23 protein-coding genes are annotated in these 23115 nt (G+C 73.4%); 2 read left to right on the top strand and 21 right to left on the bottom strand.

Going from position 1 to position 23115, the window contains the following annotated elements; translation table 11 throughout:
- Nucleotides 1–558 precede the first annotated feature (558 nt).
- Nucleotides 559–1215, top strand: coding sequence for a response regulator transcription factor (locus AB0L29_RS26010; protein ID WP_365830173.1), 657 nt, complete (start codon nt 559–561; stop codon nt 1213–1215).
- 51 nt (nt 1216–1266) lie between these two features.
- On the opposite strand, the gene AB0L29_RS26005 is transcribed toward AB0L29_RS26010, so the two are convergent.
- The 6 genes from AB0L29_RS26005 to AB0L29_RS25980 form a co-directional block, all read right to left on the bottom strand.
- Nucleotides 1267–1851, bottom strand: a complete 585-nt coding sequence (locus AB0L29_RS26005) for an NAD(P)H-dependent oxidoreductase (protein ID WP_365830172.1) — start codon at nt 1849–1851, stop codon at nt 1267–1269.
- A gap of 85 nt (nt 1852–1936) precedes the next feature.
- The gene (locus tag AB0L29_RS26000; RefSeq protein ID WP_365830170.1) at nt 1937–2596 is read right to left on the bottom strand and encodes a DsbA family oxidoreductase; all 660 of its coding nucleotides are present in this window, start codon (nt 2594–2596) and stop codon (nt 1937–1939) included.
- A 105-nt stretch (nt 2597–2701) separates the two neighbouring features.
- Nucleotides 2702–4099 carry an MFS transporter gene (locus AB0L29_RS25995; protein WP_365830169.1) on the bottom strand — a complete coding sequence of 466 codons (1398 nt, stop codon included), beginning with the start codon at nt 4097–4099 and terminating at the stop codon, nt 2702–2704.
- A gap of 45 nt (nt 4100–4144) precedes the next feature.
- Nucleotides 4145–4924: a class I SAM-dependent methyltransferase gene (locus AB0L29_RS25990; protein WP_365830167.1), complete on the bottom strand. Its 780-nt coding sequence runs from the start codon at nt 4922–4924 to the stop codon at nt 4145–4147.
- Nucleotides 4925–4927: 3 nt separating this feature from the next.
- Nucleotides 4928–5221 (bottom strand): ferredoxin, encoded by a 294-nt coding sequence (locus AB0L29_RS25985; protein WP_365830165.1) that lies wholly within the window; start codon nt 5219–5221, stop codon nt 4928–4930.
- Entirely contained in the window at nt 5218–6450 is a 1233-nt protein-coding gene (locus AB0L29_RS25980) for a cytochrome P450 (protein WP_365830164.1), read from the bottom strand. The genes AB0L29_RS25985 and AB0L29_RS25980 overlap by 4 nt, the downstream gene beginning before the upstream one ends.
- A 244-nt stretch (nt 6451–6694) precedes the next feature.
- On the opposite strand from AB0L29_RS25980, the gene soxR reads away from it, so the two are divergent.
- Nucleotides 6695–7150 (top strand): redox-sensitive transcriptional activator SoxR, encoded by a 456-nt coding sequence (gene soxR / locus AB0L29_RS25975; RefSeq protein WP_365830163.1) that lies wholly within the window; start codon nt 6695–6697, stop codon nt 7148–7150.
- Nucleotides 7151–7153: 3 nt separating this feature from the next.
- Here the strand turns inward: soxR and AB0L29_RS25970 are convergent, their stop codons facing one another.
- From AB0L29_RS25970 to AB0L29_RS25900, 15 genes are all read right to left on the bottom strand, one after another.
- Nucleotides 7154–8026, bottom strand: coding sequence for an alpha/beta fold hydrolase (locus AB0L29_RS25970; protein ID WP_365830242.1), 873 nt, complete (start codon nt 8024–8026; stop codon nt 7154–7156).
- 133 nt (nt 8027–8159) lie between these two features.
- Complete coding sequence (locus tag AB0L29_RS25965) at nt 8160–8354, bottom strand: hypothetical protein (protein WP_365830162.1); 195 nt, start codon at nt 8352–8354, stop codon at nt 8160–8162.
- Between the two features lie 18 nt (nt 8355–8372).
- The gene (locus AB0L29_RS25960; RefSeq protein ID WP_365830161.1) at nt 8373–9092 is read right to left on the bottom strand and encodes an antibiotic biosynthesis monooxygenase; all 720 of its coding nucleotides are present in this window, start codon (nt 9090–9092) and stop codon (nt 8373–8375) included.
- A gap of 103 nt (nt 9093–9195) precedes the next feature.
- Nucleotides 9196–10059, bottom strand: a complete 864-nt coding sequence (locus AB0L29_RS25955) for an NAD(P)H-binding protein (RefSeq protein WP_365830160.1) — start codon at nt 10057–10059, stop codon at nt 9196–9198.
- Nucleotides 10060–10109: 50 nt separating this feature from the next.
- A complete protein-coding gene (locus AB0L29_RS25950) occupies nt 10110–10364 on the bottom strand; it encodes an acyl-CoA carboxylase epsilon subunit (RefSeq protein ID WP_365830159.1) in 255 nt (84 codons plus the stop codon).
- A 20-nt stretch (nt 10365–10384) separates the two neighbouring features.
- Nucleotides 10385–11974, bottom strand: a complete 1590-nt coding sequence (locus tag AB0L29_RS25945; protein WP_365830158.1) for an acyl-CoA carboxylase subunit beta — start codon at nt 11972–11974, stop codon at nt 10385–10387.
- Between the two features lie 191 nt (nt 11975–12165).
- On the bottom strand, nt 12166–13626 hold the full coding sequence (locus AB0L29_RS25940) for an MFS transporter (protein WP_365830157.1): 1461 nt from the start codon (nt 13624–13626) through the stop codon (nt 12166–12168).
- Nucleotides 13627–13714: 88 nt separating this feature from the next.
- Nucleotides 13715–16141 carry an SDR family oxidoreductase gene (locus AB0L29_RS25935; protein WP_365830156.1) on the bottom strand — a complete coding sequence of 809 codons (2427 nt, stop codon included), beginning with the start codon at nt 16139–16141 and terminating at the stop codon, nt 13715–13717.
- A gap of 2 nt (nt 16142–16143) precedes the next feature.
- Entirely contained in the window at nt 16144–17079 is a 936-nt protein-coding gene (locus tag AB0L29_RS25930; protein WP_365830155.1) for an aromatase/cyclase, read from the bottom strand.
- A gap of 20 nt (nt 17080–17099) precedes the next feature.
- Nucleotides 17100–17885, bottom strand: coding sequence for a 3-oxoacyl-ACP reductase FabG (gene fabG / locus AB0L29_RS25925; RefSeq protein WP_365830154.1), 786 nt, complete (start codon nt 17883–17885; stop codon nt 17100–17102).
- A 110-nt stretch (nt 17886–17995) separates the two neighbouring features.
- The gene (locus tag AB0L29_RS25920) at nt 17996–18256 is read right to left on the bottom strand and encodes an acyl carrier protein (RefSeq protein WP_365830153.1); all 261 of its coding nucleotides are present in this window, start codon (nt 18254–18256) and stop codon (nt 17996–17998) included.
- 125 nt (nt 18257–18381) lie between these two features.
- Entirely contained in the window at nt 18382–19596 is a 1215-nt protein-coding gene (locus AB0L29_RS25915) for a ketosynthase chain-length factor (RefSeq protein WP_365830152.1), read from the bottom strand.
- Nucleotides 19593–20864 (bottom strand): beta-ketoacyl-[acyl-carrier-protein] synthase family protein, encoded by a 1272-nt coding sequence (locus AB0L29_RS25910; protein WP_365830151.1) that lies wholly within the window; start codon nt 20862–20864, stop codon nt 19593–19595. The genes AB0L29_RS25915 and AB0L29_RS25910 overlap by 4 nt, the downstream gene beginning before the upstream one ends.
- Nucleotides 20861–21190, bottom strand: a complete 330-nt coding sequence (locus tag AB0L29_RS25905) for a TcmI family type II polyketide cyclase (protein ID WP_365830150.1) — start codon at nt 21188–21190, stop codon at nt 20861–20863. Before AB0L29_RS25905 ends, AB0L29_RS25910 begins: the two co-directional genes overlap by 4 nt.
- 73 nt (nt 21191–21263) lie before the next feature.
- Nucleotides 21264–22736 carry an FAD-dependent monooxygenase gene (locus AB0L29_RS25900; protein WP_365830149.1) on the bottom strand — a complete coding sequence of 491 codons (1473 nt, stop codon included), beginning with the start codon at nt 22734–22736 and terminating at the stop codon, nt 21264–21266.
- Nucleotides 22737–23115: the final 379 nt, after the last annotated feature.

Raw genomic sequence — 23115 nt, 5'->3', positions numbered from 1 at the left:
GTCCCTCCCCCGGCCGACGCGCCCCGATCCCGGATCTCGCGGCCGTGTCAGCCAACTCGCAAGTGCGTATGGCGAACTGAAGATCCGTCACCTGATCTGTGAGATTCGGCATATGCCGTGTCGTGCATGATCTCCAGCAGGCGCAAAAACCGGCCACTACCAGCGGTCTCGTTCACCGTTCGCCCGCCCGTCACCCGGAACCGCCCTGTGGACGAAACGAATTGGTCATCGATTTATTGACAGTGCCTGGCGCAAAGTTTTTACGCTTGGACGTCGACTCCCGAACGACTGTTCAGTCGTTCGGGCTGCGCCGTGCGGAGGAGGCAGAGGGCTTCGCCGCCGGGTCGACGGGGGAGCGGTCGGCGCGGCCTGCAGCATTCGCCTCGCCGGCTCCGGGCACGGTCGGCGCGTCCTGACGGTGAGTGGCCGACGTGTGCCCGCGAGCCGTGCCGGGACGATCGGTGCAGCCGCAGGACAGCACCCCTTGGTCATGCCAGTCAGACAGCGAAAGATGCCAGTCGGACAGCGAAAGGCCGGAAAGCAATGCGGGTGCTCGTAGTGGACCATGACGCTGCCTGCGCACGGTCCGTCGTCCATGTGCTGAGGCAGAACGGTTACGACGCGTGGAGCGTCGGGACCGGCGCGGCGGCACTGGAACTCCATCACCAGGCCGACCTGGTGTTAATCGATCTCGGGCTGCCGGACCTCGACGGTCTCCAGGTCTGCGCGGACATACGCGCCGCCGCGGACACGCCCATCATCGCCATCACGGAGCGCACCACCGAACTGGAACGCGTGCTGTGCCTGAAGTCCGGATGCGACGACTGCCTCGACAAGCCCTACGGGGTACAGGAGCTGGTGGCCCGGGTGGAGGCCGTGCTGCGCCGGGCCCGCCCCGCGGCGCACAGCCGCTGCATCGTGCACGGACCCCTGCGGATCGACGCCGGACGGCGTGAGGCGTACCTCTCCGGAGAACTGCTCTCCCTGACCCGTAAGGAGTTCGACCTGCTGCACGTCCTCGCCTCCCGGTCCGGCTCGGTGGTCAGCCGGCGGGAGCTCATGGCGCGCGTGTGGCACAAGGGCTCCGCGGCCACCGGCCGGACGATCGACACCCACGTCAACAGTCTGAGGAACAAACTCGGCGACAGTTCCTGGATCCTCACCGTGCGCGGCGTCGGCTTCCGCCTCGGGCGGGGCATGAGCATGGCGGCCTGATCGCCGGCCGGGGTGGGGTGCCCGGAGTGCGGCACCCCACCCCGCCGTCGGTCACTGGCCGTACGGACGCTTCTGGCGGGCCTCGCGCAGCGCCTCACCCCACCAGGTGAGCTGGTCCAGCATGGTCTTCGCGGCCGCGACGGGGGCGTCCGGGTCCTTCAGGGCGCCGTTCTCGTCGAACCGCTCCCAGGCGTTGTGGAAGCTCACCTGCTCGCGGATCGTGACCGCGTGCAGCTCGGCGAAGACCGGCCGCAGGTGCTCGGCCGCGCGCAGGCCGCCCGCCAGGCCGCCGTACGACACCAGGGCGACCGGCTTGGCCCGCCACTGCGTGTAGTGCCAGTCGATCAGGGACTTCAGGGACGCGGGGTAGCTGTGGTTGTACTCCGGCGTCACCACGACGAAGGCGTCCGCGTTCTCCAGACGGGGCGTCACCTGCGCGAGGACGTCGGCGACCTCGCCGTCGGGGGACTGCGACAGCACCACCGGCAGGGGGTGTTCGGCGAGGTCGATGTAGTCGACCTCGACGTCACCGCGCTGACGGGCCTGGTCGCTGATCCAGCGCGCGACGGTCGGACCGAACCGGCCCTCCCGGACGCTGGCGCAGATCACCGCGAGACGCAGAGGGGACGTGGACATGGCTCTCCTTGTTGGTGAACGTGTCGGTGGTGGATCGGCGGGATGCCGGGCGGCCGGGGCGGGCCCGGCGCGTGTGGGGGGAAGCTCAGTGGACGTGGACGGTGTGGCCGGACAGCGCCCGGAGGTAGACCTCCTCCGGCTGCGCGCCGGAGAGGGTCGCGCCGGTGTCGAAGCGCAGAAGCGGGACCTGGCGGACGCCCTCGGCGCGGACCCGGGCGAGTTCCGCCGCGAGCTCCCGCTCGTCGGGCTCCCCGGTGCCGCGCCGGACCCCGGCCTCCGCGGCCAGCCGGTCCAGCGTGGCGGCGTCGGCGATGTTCGCGCCGTCGGTGAAGTAGGCGCGGAACAGCCGTTCCGCCATGGGTTCCGCACGCCCCTGGCGTCCGGCCGCGGCCAGCAGCCGATGGGCGGCGAAGGTGTTGGCGAACACCGCCCGGGCGAAGTCGAGCCGGAGACCCTCACGGGCGCCGACGGCCGCCATGCGCTGCGTCATCCGCTCGGCGTCGGCTCCGAAGTCGCGCCGGTGGCGTTCGGGCAGCGGCTCGCCTTCGACGGGGGCGTCCGGGGCGATCTGGAAGGGACGGAAGGCCACCTCGATCCGGTCGCCGCCGGCCCGCCGCCGTTCGACGGCGCGCTCGAAGCGGGTGAAGGCGAGGTAGGAGTGGACGCAGATCAGGTCGAGGACGAACTCGACCCGCCGCGCGGGGGGCTTGTCGGGGTGCGGTTCCAGATGGGCTTGCGGTTCCATGGTCGCCTCCGGTGAACGGGACGTCGTCGGGCGGGAGGGCGAAGGGCGGGAGGGCGGCGGGCGGAGGCCGGCGGACGGTCCGGGCCCGGGACGCCCGGTGGGCCCTCACCCCGCCCGGCGTGCGGCGTGGCCGGGTCCTGCGGCCGGCGCGTCCGGCCCCTCCCCGGCGGGGGACTGCGCCGCCGGGGCGTCGCGGTGGGCGGCCCGCCGTTCGCCGGCCGGGCCGCTCCGCGCCGCCCGCCCGCGGCCGCCGGCGAGGTATCCGGCCGCGACCAGCAGGGCGCCGACCGCGATGACGCCGAACATCGGCTGGATGCCGAGCCCCCTGACCATGGGCTGGGTGACGAGCGGGGCCAGGAACTGCCCCAGGAAGAGCGCGGTGGTCAGGAAACCCGCGTACCGGCTGCGCACCTCGGGCGGTGCCTCGTCGAGCACCCAGCTGTTGAGCGTGGGCATCAGCACTCCGAGGCCCGCTCCCATCACCAGCGTGCCCAGCGCCAGCACCGCCACGTGCGGGGCCAGCCAGAGCACCAGGTAGCCGGCGCCGATGCAGCCGAAGGCCGTGGCGACCAGGCCGTGTTCACCGGCGAGGCGCCGCACGGCGGCGAACCGCAGCGACACCAGTCCCGTGGTGAGGGTCTGCACGGCGATGACGGCGCCGGAGGCCACCGAACCGGCGTGGAAGTGGTCCTCGACCAGGAACGGGACCTGCACCGGCACCGAGTAGAAGGCGACCTGGCCGAGGAACATCGCGGTGAGCGCCGCCGCCACGCCCGCGGGCAGGCCGCGCCGGCCCCCCGCCGCGGGGCCGTCCGGAGCCGGCCCCGCGTCGGCGGTCCCCGGCCGGGTCTCCGGCAGCCGGGTCAGGGCGGGCACCACGAGTGCCGCGCCGAGCAGGTACACCAGGAACACCGTCCGCCAGCCCAGCCCGGCCAGCGCGCCGCCGCCCACCAGCAGCAGCACGCCGCCGAAGGCGCCGGCGGCGGTCTGCCGCCCGAGCAGCCGCTGCCGCTCGGTCCCGTCGTACAGGTCCGCGATCATGGCCACGCTGTTGGTCATGATCAGGGACACGCCGATGCCGAGGACGACCCGGCCGGCCAGGATGCTGACCAGGTCGGGCAGGTAGAAGCCCGAGCTGCCGCCCACCGCGAAGGCGAGCATGCCGGTCACCAGGGCGCGCTTGCGTCCGATGCGTTCGGAGAAGGCGCCCGCGAACGGAGAGAACAGCACGATCGCCAGCGCGTGGGCACTGGTGATCATCCTGGCCAGCAGGTCGACGTCGGCCGTGTCCGCGAAGGCGGCGCGTATGCCGGGTATCGCGGGGGACACCACCGCTCCGGCCATGATCGTGAGCGTGCCGGCGAGTACGAGCACGGTGGCCCGGCCGTGACCGCCTCGGCGGTTGTGGTCCTTCACCGTCGGTTCGGGGCGCACTTCTACCTCTCCTTGTGCGACGTGGACGACTCGGGCGAGCCTGGGCGGGTCGCGGGTTCTGTTCGTCACCGTAGGAGTTGAACCTAAGTTGAGGTCAAGCCGTGGCGGTCCGGGTCACGCCTCGGGGCGCCGCCCCCACACCGAGAACAGCAGGGTGGTGACGTCGCGCGCCTCGGGCCGGTCCAGCGTGGCGACGAACTCGGTGAGCTGCTCCGCGCTCACCCAGCCGTTGTCCACCAGCGGCTGTCCCTGCAACTCCAGGCGCCGGCGCATGAGTTCGTTCTCGTACTCGCCCTGACCGGGGCCGAGGGGACGCAGATGCAGGTCCACGGAGGCCAGGCCGAGCTGCGCCAGCCGGGCGGGGAGGCGGCGGGCGAAACGCATGTCGGCGCCGTGCCCGCGGAAGGCGCGCAGGTACGCCTCGATGACCGCGCGTCCCACCGGCGTGGACGCGTCCTCGCCGGGCAGGAAGTAGAAGTCCTCCGCCACCAGCCAGCCGCCCGGTGCCAGCCAGCGCACGGCGCGCTCGAGCAGCTCGTCGGGGGCGCGCAGCACCGACAGCACGCCCCGGGCCAGGACGAGGTCGAAGGATCCCTCGGGGAACTCCTCCTGTTCCACGTCCGCCCGCCGCACCGTCAGGTTGGGGCTGCGCGAGGCGTCCAGCAGGGTGGTGTCCACGTCCACGGCGAGCACGGATCCGTCCGGCACCCGTTCGGCGAGCCAGTACGCCATGGATCCGGCCCCGGCGCCGACGTCCAGGCAGCGGGCGTCGGGGCGCAGCGGCAGGCGGCTGATGATGTCGGTGGTCAGCGGATCGTAGTTGCGCTCCCACAGCTTGGACAGAATGGCCTCGGACTGGTCCACGGTCGGTTCCTCCTGGGGGGTGCGGGTCAAGGGTCAGTTCTCCTGGTCGGCGCGGTGGGGGTCCCGGGCGCCTGCGCCGCCGGGCCCGCCGGCCGCCTCGGGCGGGCCGGGGAGCACCTCCACGGCGCCCATGGGGCAGCAGTCGGCGACGGACCGGGCGAGGTCGGCCGTGTCCTCGTCGCGCAGTTCGCCGTCGACCGGGACGGCGTGTCCCGCCCCGGTCAGCCGGAAGAGGGCGGGTGACATGGCCTGGCACAGGCCGGTGCCCCGGCACAGGCGGGGGTCGATGCGCACGGTCGCCCGCACACCGGTCTCCCGGGCGGTCACGCCGGCCCCGTCCCGGCGGCGTGGACGGGCAGCCGGACCAGCCGCCGCATCGCCCAGTTCTCGATGTGGCGCAGCTCCCCGCGCGGCACGGCCAGGGTCAGCGAGGGGAACCTGCGCAGCAGCGCCGGGATCGCCAGCTGCCCCTCCAGACGGGCCAGCGCGGCGCCCAGGCAGTTGTGCAGGCCGTGGCCGAAGCCGACGTGCCGCGACCCGGAGCGCGTGAGGTCGAGCCGGTCCGGGTCGGAGAACTGGCGCGGGTCGCGGTTGGCCGACAGCAGCGCCGCGATGACCGGCGCACCGGCGGGCAGGACCGTGCCGGCCAGCTCCAGTTCCTCGGTGGTGACCCGGAACAGGGCCGTGGTGAGGGGCCCTTCGTAGCGCAGCAGCTCCTCGAACGCCCCGGCCTCCAGGTCGGGCCGCTCCCGCAGCAGCCGGGACTGGTCCGGGTGGTCGAGCAGCGCCAGTACGGCGTTGCCCACGAAGGCGCGGACGGTGTCGCTGCCCGCCAGGATCATGGCCGCGACCATGGCGACGAGTTCCTCCTCCGACAGCTGGTCCTCGTCCTGCCGGGCGTGGATGAGCGCGGAGGTCAGGTCGTCGGCCGGGCTGCGCCGCTTGAGGGCGACCAGGTCCTCGGCGTATCCGCAGATCCGGGCGAACCCCTCGGGAGCCTGGTCCATGCGGGCGGCGTCGGAGGGGAAGGCCTGGGCGAGCGCGTCCACCAGCTCCCGGTGGCGCTCGATGCGCAGCCCGAGGATCTCCCCCATGACCGCCGAGGAGACGGGGCCGGCGTAGTCGTCCATGACGTCGAACTCGCCCCGGGCCGCGCAGGAGTCCAGCGCGGAGGCCACCACGCGCTCCACGGTCTGCCGCCACTGCGCGATGCGGCGCGGGGTGAAGGTGCTCATCGCCAGCCGGCGCAGCCGGGTGTGGGCGGGCGGATCGACGACCGTGACCGCCTTCTCCAGCACGCTCCCGGCGCCGCTGACCAGACCGGCCTCCTTGAATTCCGCGTTCCCCCAGGTGCCGCCCTCGGAACTGAAACGGGGATCCGCGAGCACGGCCTTCACGTCGTCGTACCGGGTCACGATCCAGGTGCGCACGTTTCCGGCCGGAAAACGGAATTCATGCACCGGGGAATGCTCCCGGAGCCAGGCGAACGTCGGATACGGATTCTGGAAATAGTCGGCGCTGAACAGCGGCGCGGGTGGCGCTTCGGATACTGTCATCCCTGGTCCTCCCCTGTTTCCTGACGCGTTCACCGGCGGCCTGCCGCTTTTGGCTGCGTCGGCCCCGGTGATTCGACTCGGCATTTACCGGTCTTTCCGATCACGAGTCTGTTGGCGGCCCGCGTGCGGCGTCAAGGCGACATTTCATGCTTTTGTCAAGGGGTTCGTCAGGGAGTGTCAGGGGAATGAAAGGCGGGCCGGAAAGGAAGTTGAAGCATGGGTGAGGTTCGTCTAGCGTGGCGGTATGTCCACCCCCACGCTCCCCAAGGAGCTGACCATCGGCGAGCTGGCGCGGCGCAGCGGCGTGACGACCTCGGCGCTGCGCTTCTACGAGCGCGAGGGGCTGATCCACAGCCATCGCACGACGGGCAACCAGCGCCGGTACTCGCGTGACACCCTGCGCCGGGTGGCCTTCATCCGCGTCTCCCAGCGCGTCGGCATCCCGCTGAGCGTCATCAAGGACGCCCTGAGCGTCCTGCCCGCGGACCGGGCACCCACCCGTGAGGAGTGGGCCGGCCTGTCGGCGCACTGGCGTGCCGACCTCGACCGGCGCATCGAGCAGTTGCTGAAACTCCGCGACGACCTCGACGACTGCATCGGCTGCGGCTGCCTCACCCTGGAACGCTGCGTGCTGGCCAACCCCTACGACGTCCTGGGAGAGCAGGGCTCCGGCCCGCGCAGACTCCAGGTCGACGGCTGATCCTCAGCCGCCGGCCCGCGCCGGGCGGGTGCGCCGCCCCACGCCCGGACGGCGCTCGGTGAGGCACTCCTCCAGGAACGCCAGGGCGCGCAGGTGGTACGAGCGGGCGGCCCAGCCCAGGCTGACGTTGTGCCCGGCCGCCGGCAGCCGGTCCACGCGCACCCGGTCCGCCGCCAGCAGCCCCGTCAGCTCGGCGAGCGCCTCGTCGTCGTGCCGCCACCACCGCTCGTACTCGGCGAAGGTGAACCGGACCGGGACCCGGACCCGCGTCGCCAGCCGGGGGAAGATCCGCTGCCAGCGCCGCGCCTCGCGCTCCTCCCGCTGCGGCATGGGGCCCACCAGCGGGGCGGCGAGCCGGAAGGTGTGCGCCGGGTACAGGGCGAGCGGCCCCCAGTGCAGCGCGGCGGCACGGCGGTCGTGCAGCGAGGGCAGCCGCCCCGGGGCGACGGCGAACCGGTGGCCGAGGCCGCAGATGTCCAGCCCGATCAGGTCGGCGCCGGCCGCGGCCAGGGCGAGGGCGAGCTTGCCGCCGTAGGAGTGGGCCACGACGAACAGGCCCTCGCCCACCGGGTGGCGCAGGTCGAAGTCGGCCAGCGCCGCCCGTACGGTGGCGCACTGCTCCCGCAGCGTCTGGCCGTGCGGCAGCCGCGCGGCCGACCGCCCGTAGCCGGGCCGGTCCAGGGCCAGCACGGTGAAGCCGAGCCGGGTGCCGAGGGTGAGCAGCGACAGGCCGGGATGGGCCTGCCCGTGGAAGTAGCCGGCCCGCATGCCTCCTCCGTGCAGCGCCACCACGGTCGCCCGGGGCGGACCGTCCGTGGGCTCGCCGAGCAGGCCGGACAGCGGGACGCCGTCCGCGTCGAGCACGATCTCCCGCACGCCGGCGGACGGGGCGGGGCCGGGCGGCGGGGCGGCGGCGGGTGCGCCGGTCGGGTGGGGGGAAGTGGGGTGTGAGGTCATGGTGCTCCGGTCTCCCCGTCGTCGGCGGGGCGCGGGGGCCCGTGGGCGGGGGTCAGTCGATGCCGCGGACGATGTGCGTCTCGGCGGGGTCGGTGTCCTCGGTTCCGGCCAGCAGCGGCATGGTGGGCGGCTCGGTACGGGCCGCCGGGCCGGGAACCGGCCGGTCCGGACGGGGCCGGGGCAGCCGCCCGGAAAGGCCGGCGGGCGGCTGCGGGCCCGTGTGCGCACAGGAGGGCAGATCTGTCACGGGATCTCCAGGGCTGTCTCAGGCCGTGCCCTCGGCCGGGGCCGCGACGGCCTCCGAGGCCACGGTGCACACCAGGTACTCGGGCGGGGCGGTCTCCAGCCGGGCGATCTCGCCCTGCCCTTCGGCGATACGGGGGTCGGCCATCCACGCGTCGTAGGCGGAACGGTCCGTCCACATCGGGTAGTTGACGAAAGTCCGCCCGTCGTGGTCGAGATAGGGGGTGGCCGAGATGAAACCGTCGAAGTCGCGCTTCCACTCTCCCGTGCGGTGCAGCAGGTCCAGGACGGCGCGGGCCTGCCGGGGCCCGGCGAAGTGACGGGTGGCCACGGCCACGATGCCGGGGGCCCGCCCGGCCGCCGGTCCCGTGATCCCGCCCGCCGGGGCGCCCCGGAAGGACGTGGCGGAGAGCACCCCCGGCATCCGCTCCGGAGCGCGCGGCGCTCCGGCGCCGGCAGGGCCGGGCCGGGAGGCGGAGTGACGGGCCTCGCCGCTCCACCGCGTGTGGTGCACCACGGCCCTGCCGTCCAGGGCGATGTGCACGCGCGACAGCAGGAAGCCGGGCGCGCCGGCCCAGGCGGCCGCCTCCCGGGCGATGCGGCCCGCCAGGGCGTCGGCCGTCGCCGCGCCGTCGACACGGAGTATGTCGAAGATCGCCACGTGCCCGCCGCCGGTGCCGTCCGGAGGCAGGCCGCGGCCGGGCGCCGGTTCCGCGGGGGAGGAGGGGGTGGTCGGGGACATGGGACCTCCAGTTCCTGGTTCTGCCGTCGGACCGCCGCGCGACCGCGCGACCGTGTGGCCGGACGACCGCGCGGCCGCCGACGGGAGAACGGCCGCGCGGCCGTCAGCGGAAGGCTTCGATGTGTTCCTCGGCCCACTGCCGGAAGGTGCGCGCGGGCCGCCCGGTGACCTGGGCGACGACCGAGGAGCCGACCTCCGGCTCCCGGGTGAGGCGGGCGAAGTAGTCCAGGGCGCCGTCGGCGTAGGAGGGGGGCCAGCCGGCCGCCACCATCTGCTTGCGCGCCTCGTCGGCGTGGACGTCCTCCCAGCGCAGGGCGCGCCCGAGCACGTCACCGACGATCTTCACCTGCTGCTCCTGGGTCACCACCTCGGGGCCGGAGACCAGGTACTTCCGCCCGGCGTGCCCGTCCTCCAGCAGCGCCCGGGCGCCGACCTCGGCCAGGTCGCCCTCGTGCACCGGCGTGCGGGCCGCCGCCCCGTACGGGAAGCGCACCACGTCCCCGTGCCGGATCTGCGGGGCGAACCCGAGCGCGTTCGCCATGAAGCCCGTGGTGCGCAGGAACGTCCACTCGAGACCGGTCCGCTCGATCAACTGCTCCAGGTAGGCGTGGCAGTTGTTGTCGACCGGCTCCAGGCCGATGTGCACGCCCACGGAGGAGACGAGCACGACGCGCCGCGCCCGCTGCTCGATCCGGCGCAGCACCTCGGGCGCCGTCCGCACGTCGAGGGTGAAGAAGGGCCACATCCAGAACACGCCGTCCACCCCGTCCAGGGCGGCGTCCAGGCTCTGCGGGACGGCCAGGTCGCCGTAGTGGACCTCCACGCCCTCGGGCAGCCGCGTGACGTGCGGGTCGTCCTCCAGGACGAGGGCGCGTACCCGGGCACCCGCCCGCAGCAGGTGGGCGGCGGCGTGCGGACCGACGTTGCCGGTGGCCGCGGTCACCAGCACGGTGGGCTGTGCAGTCATCGGATCTCTCCTCGGGTCGGGATGGTCGCGGTGAGCGGTGCGGGCACGTGTCAGGCCCCGGACCGGGCCGGCGGCCGGACGCGGCGCAGTTCGTTGCGCCAGCTGCGCGCGCTCCGGTGGTTCAGCGCCCGTTCCAGCCGGCGCCAGGTGGCCGGGCGGTGCCCGCGCCCGGAAACCTCCTCGCCCGCGGCGGCCGGACCGCGGGCGTACAGCAGGAGGGCCACGGTGAGCGCGGCGAGTTCCTCGGGGCCGGCGTCGCCCCTGACGACGCGCACCAGGGGATCGGCGGTCTGTTCGCTGTGCATGCGCTGTCGTTCCTCCGGGGTCACTGCGGCGGGTTGCCGTGCTTGCGGGAGGGCAGGTCCGCGTGCTTCTCGCGCAGCATCGCCAGGGCGTCCACGAGCGTGCGGCGGGTGTGACGCGGATCGATGACGTCGTCCACCAGCCCGCGTTCGGCGGCGTAGTAGGGGTGCATGAGCTGCGCCTTGTACTCCTTGATCTTCTGCTGCCGGACGGCCTCGGGGTCGTCGGCGGCCTGGATCTCCCGGCGGAAGATGACGTTCGCCGCGCCCTCCGCCCCCATCACCGCGATCTCGTTGCCGGGCCAGGCGAAGGCCAGGTCGGCGCCGATGGAGCGCGAGTCCATGACGATGTAGGCGCCGCCGTACGCCTTGCGCAGGACGACCGAGATACGGGGCACGGTGGCGTTGCAGTAGGCGTACAGCAGCTTGGCACCGTGCCGGATGATGCCGCCGTGCTCCTGGTCCACGCCGGGCAGGAAGCCGGGCACGTCCACCAGCGTCACGATCGGGATGTTGAAGGAGTCGCAGAAGGTGACGAACCGCGCGGCCTTCTCGCTGGCGTGGATGTCGAGGACGCCCGCGAAGGCGGCGGGCTGGTTGGCCACGACGCCCACCGTCTCGCCGCCGAGCCGGGCGAAGGCGCACACGACGTTGCGCGCCCACCCGGGGTGGACCTCGACGTACTCGCCGTGGTCGGCGATCTCCTCGACGACGGCGCGCACGTCGTAGCTGCGGCCGGGGTCGGCGGGCACGATCTCCAGCAGCGCCTCCGACGTACGGTCCTTGGGGTCGTCGCACGGCACGCGGGGCGGCAGTTCCCGGTTGTTGGACGGCAGCAGGGACAGCAGGTAGCGCACGTCCTCCAGGCAGGCGCGTTCGTCGTCGTGGACGAAGTGGGCGACGCCGGAGGTCTCGCCGTGCACGTCGGCTCCGCCCAGTCCGTCGTGGGTGATCCGCTCGCCGGTGACGGCCTGCACCACGTCGGGACCGGTGATGAACATCTGGGAGGTGGTGCGGACCATGAAGACGAAGTCCGTCAGGGCGGGGGAGTAGGCCGCCCCGCCCGCGCACGGGCCGAGCATGACGCTGATCTGCGGGATGACGCCCGAGGCGCGGGTGTTGCGCTCGAAGATGCCGCCGTAGCCGGCGAGCGCCGAGACGCCCTCCTGGATGCGGGCGCCCGCCCCGTCGTTGAGCGACACCAGCGGAGCGCCGGCCGCGATGGCCATGTCCATGATCTTGTGGATCTTGGTGGCGTGCGCCTCGCCCAGGGCTCCGCCGAAGATCCGGAAGTCGTGCGCGTACACGAACACCGTCCGTCCGTGCACCGTGCCCCAGCCGGTGACCACGCCGTCGGTGTACGGCCGCTTGTGCTCCAGTCCGAATCCGGTGGCCCGGTGCCGCCGCAGCGGCTCGACCTCGTGGAAGGAGTCCGGGTCCAGCAGCAGGTCGATCCGCTCGCGCGCGGTCAGCTTGCCCTTGGCGTGCTGCCGCTCGGTGGCGGCCGGGTCGGGGCCCTGGCGCGCCGCTTCCTTGATCTGCTCGAGTTCCGTCAGGCCGTCGCGCGCCGGGTTCGCCGGGGCGTCGACGGTGGGTGGTGTCACGGTGGTCATGGCGATTCAGCTCCTGGGGTTCTCGTCCGGTGCGTGCGGAAAGAGCCGCGGAGGCGGTGGGACCGGGATGCGGCGGGACGGGAGGGACGGGGGAGACGGGGGAGACGGAAAGGACTGGGGGTGGTGGGACGGGAAGGACCGGGGGTTGGTGGGACGGAGGACCGGGACGCGGTGGGGCGGGAGGGTGCGGGTCACGGCCGGGCGGGCGTCCGCCGCCCGGCGGCGCGGCCGGGGCCGGAGCGGCGCACCGGGCGGAGCAGCGCCGCCGGCGGCCCCAGGGCCCCGAGCGCGATCACCAGCCACAGCGCGGACCGGTAGCCCTCGGCCGGCTCGGCGGCCGGAGCGCCGGACGCGATCAGCAGCGCTGTGACCAGCGCGGGCGCCACGACCGCGGCCGTCTGCACCGCCGTCTGGTAGTGGCCGACGGCCACCGGCCGGTCCGCGGCCGGAAGACCGGCCGTGGCCTGCACGTTCAGGGCGGTGAAGCCCAGCGCGAAGCCGAGGCCGACCAGCAGCACGGTGGGCAGGACCTCGGTGGCGTACGCGGGCTGCGGGGTGAGCGCCCGCAGGTAGAGGAGGTAGCCGAGCAGCGGGGCCGGAGCGCCCAGGGCGATCAGCCGACGGGTGCCGAACCGGTCGATCAGCCGCCCGGAGAAGGGCGCGGCCAGCACCAGCGGCACGCTCGCGGGCAGCAGGGCCAGCGCGGTGCGCACCGGCGACCAGCCCTCGGTCGTCTGCAGCTGGAACGTCGCCACCAGCAGGAAACCGAGGTACGACCCGTTGAGCGCGACGGCGCCCAGCATCGCCCGCGCCAGCCCCCGGTGGGCCAGCAGGCCCGGGCGGAACAGGGGATCGGGGGCCCGGCGCTCCGCGCGGACGAACACGCCCAGCAGCAGGGCGGCGACGGCGAACGCGCCGGCGGCGAGCGGACTGTCCCAGCCGCGTCCCGGCACCTGGACGACGCCGGTCACCAGGGCCGCCAGGCAGCCGGTCAGGGCCGCCGCGCCGGCCGGGTCGCACGGGCGGGCCCGGCCGCCGGGCCCGTCCGCCGGGATCAGCCGCAGGCCCACGGCGAACAGGGCCAGCACCACCGGCGCCGGGAACAGGAAGGTCCAGCGCCAGTCGACCCCGGTCAGCAGGCCCGACAGGACGAGTCCGCCGGTGAACCCGCAGGCGCCGACGAACGCGTAGACCGAGACGGCCCGGGAACGCGCGCGGCCCTCAGGGAAGGCCGTCGTGATGATGGCCAGACCGGTCGGGGCGGTGAGCGCCGCGCAGAACCCCTTCACCACCCGGCTGGCGATCAGGAGCGCGGGCCCGTCGGCCAGTCCGCCGGCCACGGACGCCGCGGCGAAGCCCAGCAGCGCGGCCAGGTACACCCGCCGCCGGCCGAACCGGCCGACGACGCGGCCGCCGAACAGCAGCAGCGCTCCGAAGCCCAGGGCGAAGCCGGTGACCACGGCCTGGAGGGCGCTCAGGGGCAGGGCGAGGTCGCGGCCGATCGACGGCAGCGCGACCACCGCCGTCGACACCTCGAGGGAGTCGATCAGCATGTTCCCGGCCAGGACCAGCAGCAGGCCCCACTGCCCGGCGCTCCAGGGCCCGGACACCGGACGCGAGGGGCCGGCCGGACCGAGTGTCGAAGGTTTCACGGAACCGCTCCGAAGGGTGTGGGCGAGGCACGGGGCGCGCCCGGCCGGCCGCGCGGACGGCGGGCCGGGCGGGCCGTGCCGGGCACGGTCAGCCGAGCAGGGTGCCGCCGGTGGCGTCCAGGAAGGCACCGGTCACCCAGCGGCTGTCGTCCGAGGCGAGGAAGGCCACCACGTCGGCGACGTCCTCCGGCTCGCCGACCCGGTTGAACGCGGACAGCTGCGCCATCTGCTCCACCGCCTCGGGCACGTCGAACAGCGGGTTGCCGTTGCGGGTGATCCCGGGCGCGACGCTGTTGATGGTGATGCCGCGCGGCGCCAGCACCTTCGCGAAGTGCAGGGCGAGTTGTTCCACCGCGCCCTTGGTCATCGCGTAGGCGATCTCGTCCGGGTTGGCGAACCGGGTCAGCCCGGAGGAGATGTTGATGATCCGGCCGCCCTGGGCGAGGTTGGCCAGGGCGCGCTGGATGAGGAAGAACGGTGCCTTGGCGTTGACCGCGAACAGCCGGTCGAACTCCTCCGGCGTCATCTTCTCCACGGGCACGCCGCCCATCCGGCCCGCGTTGTTGACCAGGATGTTCAGCTCGGTCGACCCGGTGCGCTCCTTCAGTCCCTCCTCCAGTCCCAGGAAGAGTTCGTGGACGTCGCCGGGGACGCCGAGTTCGGCCTGCACGGCGAAGGCCCGGCCGCCGTCCTTCTCGATGGCCGTCACGACCTCCTCGGCCGCGTCCCGGTTGGCCGCGTAGTGCACGGCGACCAGGGCGCCCTCGGCGGCCAGCCGTACGGCGATCGCCCGGCCGATGCCCCGGCTGGCCCCGGTGACCAGCGCCGTCCTGCCCGTGAGCCTGCCCATCTGCGTGTCTCCTCCTCGTCCTCGGTGGTGCTGTGTTTGGCTGTGCCGTTCGTCGCCGTGCGGTGCGGGGCGCGGGCGCGCCGGGAGCGGGCGGGCCGCCTCCGGCGCCCCGGGCGCGGACGCCGGCGGGCCGAACCACGCCTCGAGGGCGGCGGCCGGCCCGTCCGGGCCGGAGGCGGACGCGGTCCAGACGACGTGGCCGTCGGGGCGGACCAGGAACGCGTCCCGTCCGCCGGGTGCTCCGGCCGGACCGGGCTCGGCCGCCACCAGGTCCACCCGGTCCAGCCAGGGCCCGCACTCCCGGCGCAGCCGCGCGTGGTGGGTGCGGTCGCCGCGCAGGTCCAGCAGCAGCCCGCGCCCGGAGCGCAGCAGCGCGGCGGTCGTCGTGGTGCCCCGGTCGGTGACCAGCTCGGCGGGTTCCAGACGGGCGCCCAGGAGGGCGTGGCCGTCGGTCTCCGCCTCCGCCCCCGTCTCCGTCTCCGGGTCCCGGGTGCCGGGCCGGGCGTGGCCGTCCGTGCCGAGGTCGTAGCGGACGTCCAGGCCGGAGATGGTCCCGGCCAGGTGCCGCCGCACCCGTTCGTGGCCGCGCAGTTCGGCGAGGACGGACCGCATCGCCTCCACCTCGGGGCCGCCCAGCAGCAGGGCCGCCTGGGCCTCGATGCCCGCCAGCACCCGGGCGCCGACGGCGTGCCGCTCGCGGTGGTAGGTGTCCAGCAGGCCCTCCGGTGCCCGGCCCCGGACCACGGCGGCCAGTTTCCAGCCCAGGTTGACGGCGTCCTGGAGCCCCAGGTTGAGGGCCTGGCCGCCCACCGGCATCTGCTGGTGGGCGGCGTCGCCGGCGAGCAGCACGCGGCCCGCGCGATAGCGGGCGGCCAGCCGGGAGGCGTCCCCGAAGGCGTTGAGCCACAGGGGGGTGCCGTCGCCGATGTCCTCTCCGGTGACGTGCCGCCACACCTCGCACACCTCGGCGAAGTCCGGTGCGCCGGCGCGGGAGCGGGGCCGGCGCCCGTAGGCGTGGACCATCACACGGGTCACGCCGTCGCCCCGGCGGGCGGCGATGGCCAGGCCCCTGTCCAGCCGCTCGAAGCGCCGGTCGGGGACGTCGATGCCGGCTATGTCGGCGCGGATCAGTTCCCGGGCGGCGTCGTGCCCGGGGAAGTCGATCCCGGCCAGGCGGCGGACCGTGCTGTGCTCGCCGTCGCAGCCCACCACGTACCGCGCGCGCAGCCGCACGGACGCGCCGGGCCGCTCGGCCGTGACCTCCACCGTGTCCCGGTGCTCGGTCAGCGCCGTCACCTCGTGGCCGCGCCTGAGGTCCGCGCCGAGCGAGACGGCCCACTGCGCGAGGACCGCCTCGGTGCGCGTCTGCGGCACCTTCCACTGGCCCGGATACGGTCCGGGCAGGGTCAGGTCCAGCGGGATCCCGCCGAAGTGGCCCCGGGTGTCGCGGGGCAGCGTCCCGAAGCGGTCCAGCAGGCCCCGCGCGTCCAGCAGTTCCATGGTGCGGGCGTGCAGCGTCGAGGCCCGGGACTCGGTGGTGGGCTCCGCCAGCCGTTCCAGGACGGTCACCCGCGCGCCGCCGGTGCGCAGTTCCCCGGCGAGCATCAGCCCGACGGGACCCGCGCCGACGACGATGACGTCGGTGTCCAGCGTGTGCCCGGTCATGGTCAGCGCTTGTTCTCGGCGTAGTCCTTGGCGTGGTTCAGCGTGGCGCGGCTGTTGGTGCTCAGCGCGCCCTGCACGTAGGCGCGGGCCTGGGCGACGCCGGCCTCGGGGCCCAGCACCTTGGCGATGTTGGTGGTGTTGAGGACCACGGTGTGCTGCGAGGTGGCGGTGACGCCCCGCTCGTTCTCCGTGAACGTCCAGACACCGGTGTGCAGGGTCATCAGCGCGGGCAGCGTGACCTGCTTGTAGGCGATGCGGTGGTGGGGGAAGGTCACCCGGTACGACTTCGTGGTGTGCGTCGAGCCGTCCTTGGCGCGGGTGTCCATCTCCAGGGTCTGCAGGCCCGGCGTGTCCTCGGTGAGGTGGACGCGGGCCACGTGCGGCAGGCGCTCGGCCCACAGGCCGGCCTGGTCGATGAAGTCGTAGACGTCCTTGGCGGAGCCGTCGATCTGGACGGTGTCCTCGAAGGAGAACGTGATGTCCTCGGCGCCGTGGGCGAGTTCGACGTTCTCCTTCAGCGCGGCCAGTTCGGAGCGGGAGTTGCGGTCGACGGCCTCGTCGATCCACCGCAGGCTCTCCGGGTCGTCGTCGACCGCCCGGTAGTCGTGCAGCAGCCGGATCCGGGACCGCGTGTCCGACAGCGGTTCGATGATCCAGGTGCCGCCCATGGCGGCGACCGGCGGGGCGGACACCTCCTGGCGGAAGGTGATCCGCAGGTTCTCCGGGTCGAGGGTGCGGCGCGAGGTCCAGCTCTTGGCCTCGCCGTTGGCGGTGGCCCAGATGCGGATGCGCTCCTCGTCCGCGCCGCGCTCGACGTGGTCGACGTAGATGGTGGGCGGGAAGATCCGGGGCCAGTTCTCCACCTCGGCGATCAGCCGGTAGACGGTGGCGGCCGGGGCCTCGGCGGTGATCTCGTGCTCGACCTGGCGGGTCGTCATGGCGTGGTCTCCTTCGGGGATCAGAAGTTGCCCAGACCGCCGCAGACGTTGAGGGCCTGCGAGGTGATGGAGGCGGCGGTGTCGGAGGCGAGGTAGGCGACGAGGCCGGCGACCTCCTTCGGCGTGGAGTAGCGGCCGAGCGGGATCTTCGCCTGGAACTTCTCGAGGATGGCCTCCTCGGTGGTGTCGTACGCCGCCGCGTAGCCCTGGCGGACGCGCTGGGCCATCGGGGTCTCGACGTAACCGGGGCAGACGGCGTTGACGGTGATGCCGGTGGGCGCGAGCTCGTTGCCGAGGGCCTTGGTGAAGCCGACCACGCCGTGCTTGGAGGCGGAGTACGGGGCGCCCAGGACCACGCCCTGCTTGCCGGCCGTGGAGGCGATGTTGATGATGCGGCCCCACTTCTTCTCGCGCATGCCGCCGGTGTTGAGGACCTCGCGGGTCATGCGGAAGACGCTGTTGAGGTTGGTGTCGATCACGTCGTCCCACAGCTCGTCGGCGATGTCGGCGGTGACGCCGCCACCGGACCGGCCCGCGTTGTTGACCAGCACGTCGACGGTGCCGAAGGCGTCGACGGCGGCCCGGACGAACCGCTGGATCTCCTCGCTGCTGCGGACGTCGACCGCGCTGCCGTCGGCCGTGACGCCCTGCTCGCGCAGCTGCTTGACGGTGGTCGCGACGTTCTCCGCGGTGCGGGCGCCGATGTACACGCGGTGGCCCTGGGCGCCGAGGGCCTCGGCGACGGCCAGGCCGATGCCGCTGGTGGCCCCGGTGACGATGGCGACTCGCTGGGTGTGCTCGGTCATGGCTGCTCCGGATCTGCTCGTTGCGGGGGAGTCGGTGGGGGAGGGGAAGCGGGGAGCCCGGCGCCGGCGGTGCGGGTGCCGGTCCGCCGGCACCGGGCGGCACTCGGGCGTCAGGCGGCGGAGGCGGCGCCGAGCTGCGCGTTGACGATCTCCAGCAGCGCGCGCGGGGTGTCGGCGTCGGTGACCGCCGACTCGTCGAACGTGATGCCGTACTCCCGCTCGATGCGGCTGCCGGTCTCCAGCAGGGCCAGCGACTCGTAGCCCAGTTCGTCCCAGCGCCGGTCCAGGATGTCCCCGTCGAGGTCGACGTTCTCGTCGGCGCCGGCGCTCTCCAGGAGGATGCGCTTGAGGTCGTCGAGGGTGAACTGCACGGTTTCCTTCTCCGTTTCCGATGTGGTCAGGGGTTGCTCGTGAGAGGGGTTGTTTGTGAAGGGGGTTGTCCGTGAGGGCCGGGCGGCCGGTGCCCGCGCAGGCCCCCGTCGCCGGGCTCGGCCGGTCAGGCGGCGGCCCGCACGACCATGGCCGAGTTGAAGCCGCCGTGGCCGCGGGCCAGCACCAGCGCGGTGCGCAGTGCGGCGGCGCGCGGGGCGCCGGTGACCAGGTCCAGGCCGTAGTCGTCGGCCGGCCGGACGTTGGTGGTCGGCGGGATCTGCCCGTCGGCGATCGACAGGACGGCCGCGGCCAGGTCCAGGGGCGCCGCCCCCGAGTACAGCCGTCCGGTCATCGTCTTCGGCGCGGTGACGGGCACGCCCCGCGTGCCGAAGACCGCCGTGACGGCCTCGGCCTCGGCGCGGTCCTCCTCCGGCAGGGCCGCCGCGTCGGCGAACACCACGTCGACGTCGCGGGCGTCGGCCCCGGCGTCGGCCAGCGCCAGCTCGATCGCCCGGCGCAGACCGCGCTCGCGTCCGCTGTCCGGCCTGGGGTCGAAGGTGGACCCGTACCCGGCGATCTCGCCGTAGGCCCGCGCACCGCGGCGCCGGGCCGACTCGGCGTCCTCCACCACCAGGATCGCGCCGCCCTCGCCGGGGACGTGCCCGCACGCGGCGGCGTCGAACGGCAGGTAGGCGCGGTCGGGGTCCTCGCTGGTGCTGAGCCGTCCGCCGGCGAGCTGGGCCACCCAGCCCCACGGGCACAGGGAGGCGTCGATGCTGCCGGAGACGATCAGCGGGGTGCCCCGCCGGATCTGCCGGCGGGCCTGGGCGACCGCGTCGAGACCGCCGGCCTGGTCACTGACCACCACGCCGCTGGGGCCCTTCATGCCGTTGCGGATGGAGATCTGGCCGCTGTTGACGGCGTAGAACCAGGCGAACGACTGGTAGGCGCTGACGTACTGGCTGCCCTTGCTCCACAGGTTGCGCAGCTCGTTCTGGCCGAACTCGAAGCCGCCGCAGGAACTGGCCGTGACGACCCCCATGTCGTACGGGGGCAGCTCGTCGGGCCGCACGCCGGCGTCGTCCAGCGCCCAGTCCGCGGCGGCCAGGGCCAGCCGGGTCATCCGGTCGGTCTGCGGCAGCAGCCGGCTGGGCAGGTGCTCCTCGGCGACGAAGCCCCGGATCTGGCCGGCGAGCCGCGCCGGGTAGCGCGACGGGTCGAACCGCTCGATGCGGCCGATGCCGCTCTCTCCCTTGAGCGTGGCCGTCCAGTACTCCTTGACGCCCAGCCCGTTGGGCGCGGCGACGCCCAGTCCGGTGATGACCGCGGTGGTGGTCATGCCGCCCTCCTCTCCGGACGGGTGAGGACCACGGCGGTCTGGAATCCGCCGAAGCCGCTGCCGACCGACAGCACCGCGTCGGTGCGGTGCTCGCGCGCGGTCAGCGGCACGTAGTCCAGGTCGCATTCGGGGTCGGGGGTGTGCAGGTTGGCCGTGGGCGGCACCACGTTGTGCTCCATGGCCAGCGCGCAGGCCGCGATCTCGATCGAGCCGATGGCGCCCAGCGAGTGGCCGACCATCGACTTGATGGAGCTGACGGGCGTCGCGTAGGCGTGCTCGCCCAGGCTGCGCTTGAACGCGGCCGTCTCGTGACGGTCGTTCTGCTTGGTGCCGGAGCCGTGCGCGTTGATGTAGTCGATCTCCTGCGGGTTGACGCGCGCCTCGTCGAGCGCGACCCGGATCGCCTCGGCCATCTCCGCGCCGTCCGGCCGCAGTCCGGTCATGTGGAAGGCGTTGCAGCGCGAGGCGTAGCCGGCGATCTCGGCGTACACGTGGGCGCCGCGACGCCGGGCGCTGTCCAGCTCCTCCAGCACGAACACCGCCGAACCCTCGCCCAGCACGAAGCCGTTGCGGGTCCCGTCGAAGGGGCGCGAGGCGTGCTCGGGGTCGTCGTTGCGCGGGGTCGTCGCCTTGATCGCGTCGAAGCAGGCCATGGTGATCGGCGAGATCGGGGCGTCCGTGGCACCCGCGACCATGATGTCCGCGGAGCCCTCCCGCAGCAGCTCCACCGCGTGGCACACCGCGTCCAGACCGGACGTGCACCCGGTGGAGACCACCGCGTTCGGCCCCTCGGCCCCCACGCTCCAGGCCACCTCCGCCGCGAACGAGCTCGGCACGAAGTAGTTGTACAGGTGCGGTACGGCGTACTCGTGGTCGACGAGTTCGAGCCGCCCCGCGTCACTCACCACGCGGTACTCCCAGTCCAGGCCCATGGTGGCCCCCACCGCGCTGCCGACGGTGACCCCGATGCGGTGCGGGTCGAGCTCGTCGAGCTCCAGCCCGCTGTCGCCGACCGCCTCCCGCGCGGCGACGACGGCGAGCTGGGCCGCCCGGTCCATCCGCCGCACCTCCTGCGGGCCCAGGCCGTGCTCCTCGGGGTCGAAGTCGATCTCGGCCGCCACCCGGGAACGGAACTGGGAGGGGTCGAAGAAGGTGATGCCGCGGGTCGCGGTGCGCCCTTCGCTGAGCAGGTTCCAGAAGTTCTTCGCGCCGATGCCGCCGGGAGCGACGACACCGATGCCCGTGATGACCACCCGACGCGCCGTCACGCCGACGCCTCCCACGAGTAGAAGCGGGTGGCCATGGCGTCCTTGGGCGAACGCCAGGTGGCCGGGTCGTAGGCCTCGATGTACGGCTTGAGGTCCTCGCTGATCCGGACGAAGCGAGGGTCCAGCTTGGCCTCCTCGATACGGCTGCCGCCGTCGTCGGAGTCGAAGTCCTGCAGGTGGAAGTACAGGCCCCGGAAGTGGAAGAGCTGACGGCGGCGCGTGCCCATCCGGTGCGGCATCTCCGTCTCGTCGAAGGCGCGGAAGATACGGGCGACCTCGTCACTCGACCCGGGGTCCATCCGGGCCACGATCAGCGTGCTGTGCATGTCCTTGTCTCCTCATGACCCGTGCGGGTCTCGAACGGTGCGACCGGGGTGGGGGTGGGGGGAAGGGCGGGCGTCACAGGGCGGGACCGAACCAGCGCTCCAGGGCCATGGGCAGGTCGCCGTGGCTGCCGGGCGCGGCCCAGGCCACGTACCCGTCGGGGCGGACCAGCACGGCGGAGCTGCCGGCCAGTCGCCCGGCCGCCCGGCTGCCCTGCGGAGCCGCCGTCACGATGTCGACACGGTCGCGCCAGCCGGCCGCCCGGCGGCGCAGCACCGCGTTGTCCTCCAGGTCCAGCAGCACTCCGCGTGCCGTGTGCAGGGCCCGGGTGCTGCTGGTCGCGGTGCCGTCCGGGCGGACCAGGTCGACCTGCGGCATACGGTGGCCGAGCAGCGGGTTGCTGCCGCCGCCGACGTCGTAGTGGATCTCCAGGCCGCTGACCATGGCGGCCAGGTGACGGCTGACCTCGGGGTACCGGATGAGCTCCGTCATCACGTCGCGCAGCGGCTGCATCTCGGGACCGCTGAGGAAGAGCAGCCCCTGGGCCTGGGTGTTCATCAGCAGCCGCCTGCCGACCTGGTGGCGCTCACCGTGGTAGGTCTCCAGCAGGCTCTCCGGGGCCCGGCCCCGCACCACGGCGGCGAGCTTCCAGCCGAGGTTGACCGCGTCCTGGATCCCGGTGTTCATGCCCTGCCCGCCGGCCGGCAGGTGGATGTGCGCGGCGTCGCCGGCGAGCAGCACCCGGCCGCGCATGTACTGGGTGACCTGGCGGGTGGCGTCGCCGAAGGAGCTGACCCACACGGGCTCGCCGTGCGAGATGTCGTCGCCGGTCAGGCGCTGCCAGGCGGCGGCCACCTCGGCGTACTCGGGCGGCGCGGTGCGCCGCCGGGGCGGGGTGCCGCGCTCACAGACGATCAGCCGGGTGATCCCGCCCGGCAGGTGACCGACCATGACCATGCCGCCCGGCAGGGTCTCGCCGATCATGCGCGGTTCCAGGTCCAGGCCCCGCACGTCGGCGAGGAACATCTCCATCGTCGCCGCCGTGCCGGGGAAGTCGAAGCCGGCCGCCTTGCGGATCGTGCTCCGGCCGCCGTCGCAGCCCACCAGGTAGGGGGCCGTGAACCGCTCGACTCCGTGCGGGCCGCGGGCCTCGACCGTGATCGAGTCGCCCTCGTCCTTCAGAGCGGTGACCTCGTGACCGCGCCGGATGTCACCGCCGAGTTCGACGACCCATTCCTCCAGGACCGTCTCGGTCTGCGACTGGGGGATCGTCTTGGCGGCCTGGTGGGCGCCGTCGAGGACGCCGAAGTCGACCGGCAGGCCCCCGAAGTGGCCCTGGTTGCTGATCTCGATCTCTCCGAACCGGGGCAGCAGCCCGCGCTGGTCGAAGACCTCCATGGTGCGTGCGGTGAAGCCCAGGCCACGGGACTCGCCCGTGCGCCGGTCGAGACGCTCCAGGACGGTCACGTCGACACCGGCCAGGCGCAACTCGCCCGCCAGCATCATGCCGGTCGGACCCGCACCCACGACTATCACTTCGGCGTCCATGTGCCTCTCCTTGGCCATGAGTCCTTTCCTCGGAATGTCCTCGGTTTTCGGGCGCCGACCACGAACCGTGCGTAAAGGGAATGATTTCCCGGTGGTGCGGCGATCGTCCTAGGCCGTCTGCGGTCCGCCGGACTCCTGCGTCCAATGCGTCGACCTGACCCACCGGTTGCTTTCTTCTCCGGAATTTCGGGGCGCAATTACCGGTGGCTTTTTCATCATCTGCGGTGCGCCATGGCGCGTCAACGGCCTCTTGTACAGGCGACTGCAATGAAATGCAAAGTCCTGGTCCGCCGGGCGCGCTGTGGCCGTGCCGGACGTCAGTCCTTGATCTCGCAGATGGCGGCGCCGGAGGTGAGGGAGGCGCCGACCTGGGCGTTGA

It is taken from the genome of Streptomyces sp. NPDC052701, from assembly GCF_040678355.1.
Lineage (GTDB): Bacteria > Actinomycetota > Actinomycetes > Streptomycetales > Streptomycetaceae > Streptomyces.
This window is presented reverse-complemented; position numbering and strand designations above follow the sequence as displayed.

Excerpts from the sequence above, each read along its gene's own strand:
- AB0L29_RS26005 (WP_365830172.1), bottom strand. The coding sequence starts at position 1,851 with ATGTCCACGTCCCCTCTGCGTCTCGCGGTGATCTGCGCCAGCGTCCGG.
- AB0L29_RS26000 (WP_365830170.1), bottom strand. The coding sequence starts at position 2,596 with ATGGAACCGCAAGCCCATCTGGAACCGCACCCCGACAAGCCCCCCGCG.
- AB0L29_RS25980 (WP_365830164.1), bottom strand. The coding sequence starts at position 6,450 with ATGACAGTATCCGAAGCGCCACCCGCGCCGCTGTTCAGCGCCGACTAT.
- soxR (WP_365830163.1), top strand. The coding sequence starts at position 6,695 with ATGTCCACCCCCACGCTCCCCAAGGAGCTGACCATCGGCGAGCTGGCG.
- AB0L29_RS25960 (WP_365830161.1), bottom strand. The coding sequence starts at position 9,092 with ATGTCCCCGACCACCCCCTCCTCCCCCGCGGAACCGGCGCCCGGCCGC.
- AB0L29_RS25955 (WP_365830160.1), bottom strand. The coding sequence starts at position 10,059 with ATGACTGCACAGCCCACCGTGCTGGTGACCGCGGCCACCGGCAACGTC.
- AB0L29_RS25950 (WP_365830159.1), bottom strand. The coding sequence starts at position 10,364 with ATGCACAGCGAACAGACCGCCGATCCCCTGGTGCGCGTCGTCAGGGGC.
- AB0L29_RS25945 (WP_365830158.1), bottom strand. The coding sequence starts at position 11,974 with ATGACCACCGTGACACCACCCACCGTCGACGCCCCGGCGAACCCGGCG.
- AB0L29_RS25935 (WP_365830156.1), bottom strand. The coding sequence starts at position 16,141 with ATGACCGGGCACACGCTGGACACCGACGTCATCGTCGTCGGCGCGGGT.
- AB0L29_RS25930 (WP_365830155.1), bottom strand. The coding sequence starts at position 17,079 with ATGACGACCCGCCAGGTCGAGCACGAGATCACCGCCGAGGCCCCGGCC.
- fabG (WP_365830154.1), bottom strand. The coding sequence starts at position 17,885 with ATGACCGAGCACACCCAGCGAGTCGCCATCGTCACCGGGGCCACCAGC.
- AB0L29_RS25915 (WP_365830152.1), bottom strand. The coding sequence starts at position 19,596 with ATGACCACCACCGCGGTCATCACCGGACTGGGCGTCGCCGCGCCCAAC.
- AB0L29_RS25905 (WP_365830150.1), bottom strand. The coding sequence starts at position 21,190 with ATGCACAGCACGCTGATCGTGGCCCGGATGGACCCCGGGTCGAGTGAC.
- AB0L29_RS25900 (WP_365830149.1), bottom strand. The coding sequence starts at position 22,736 with ATGGACGCCGAAGTGATAGTCGTGGGTGCGGGTCCGACCGGCATGATG.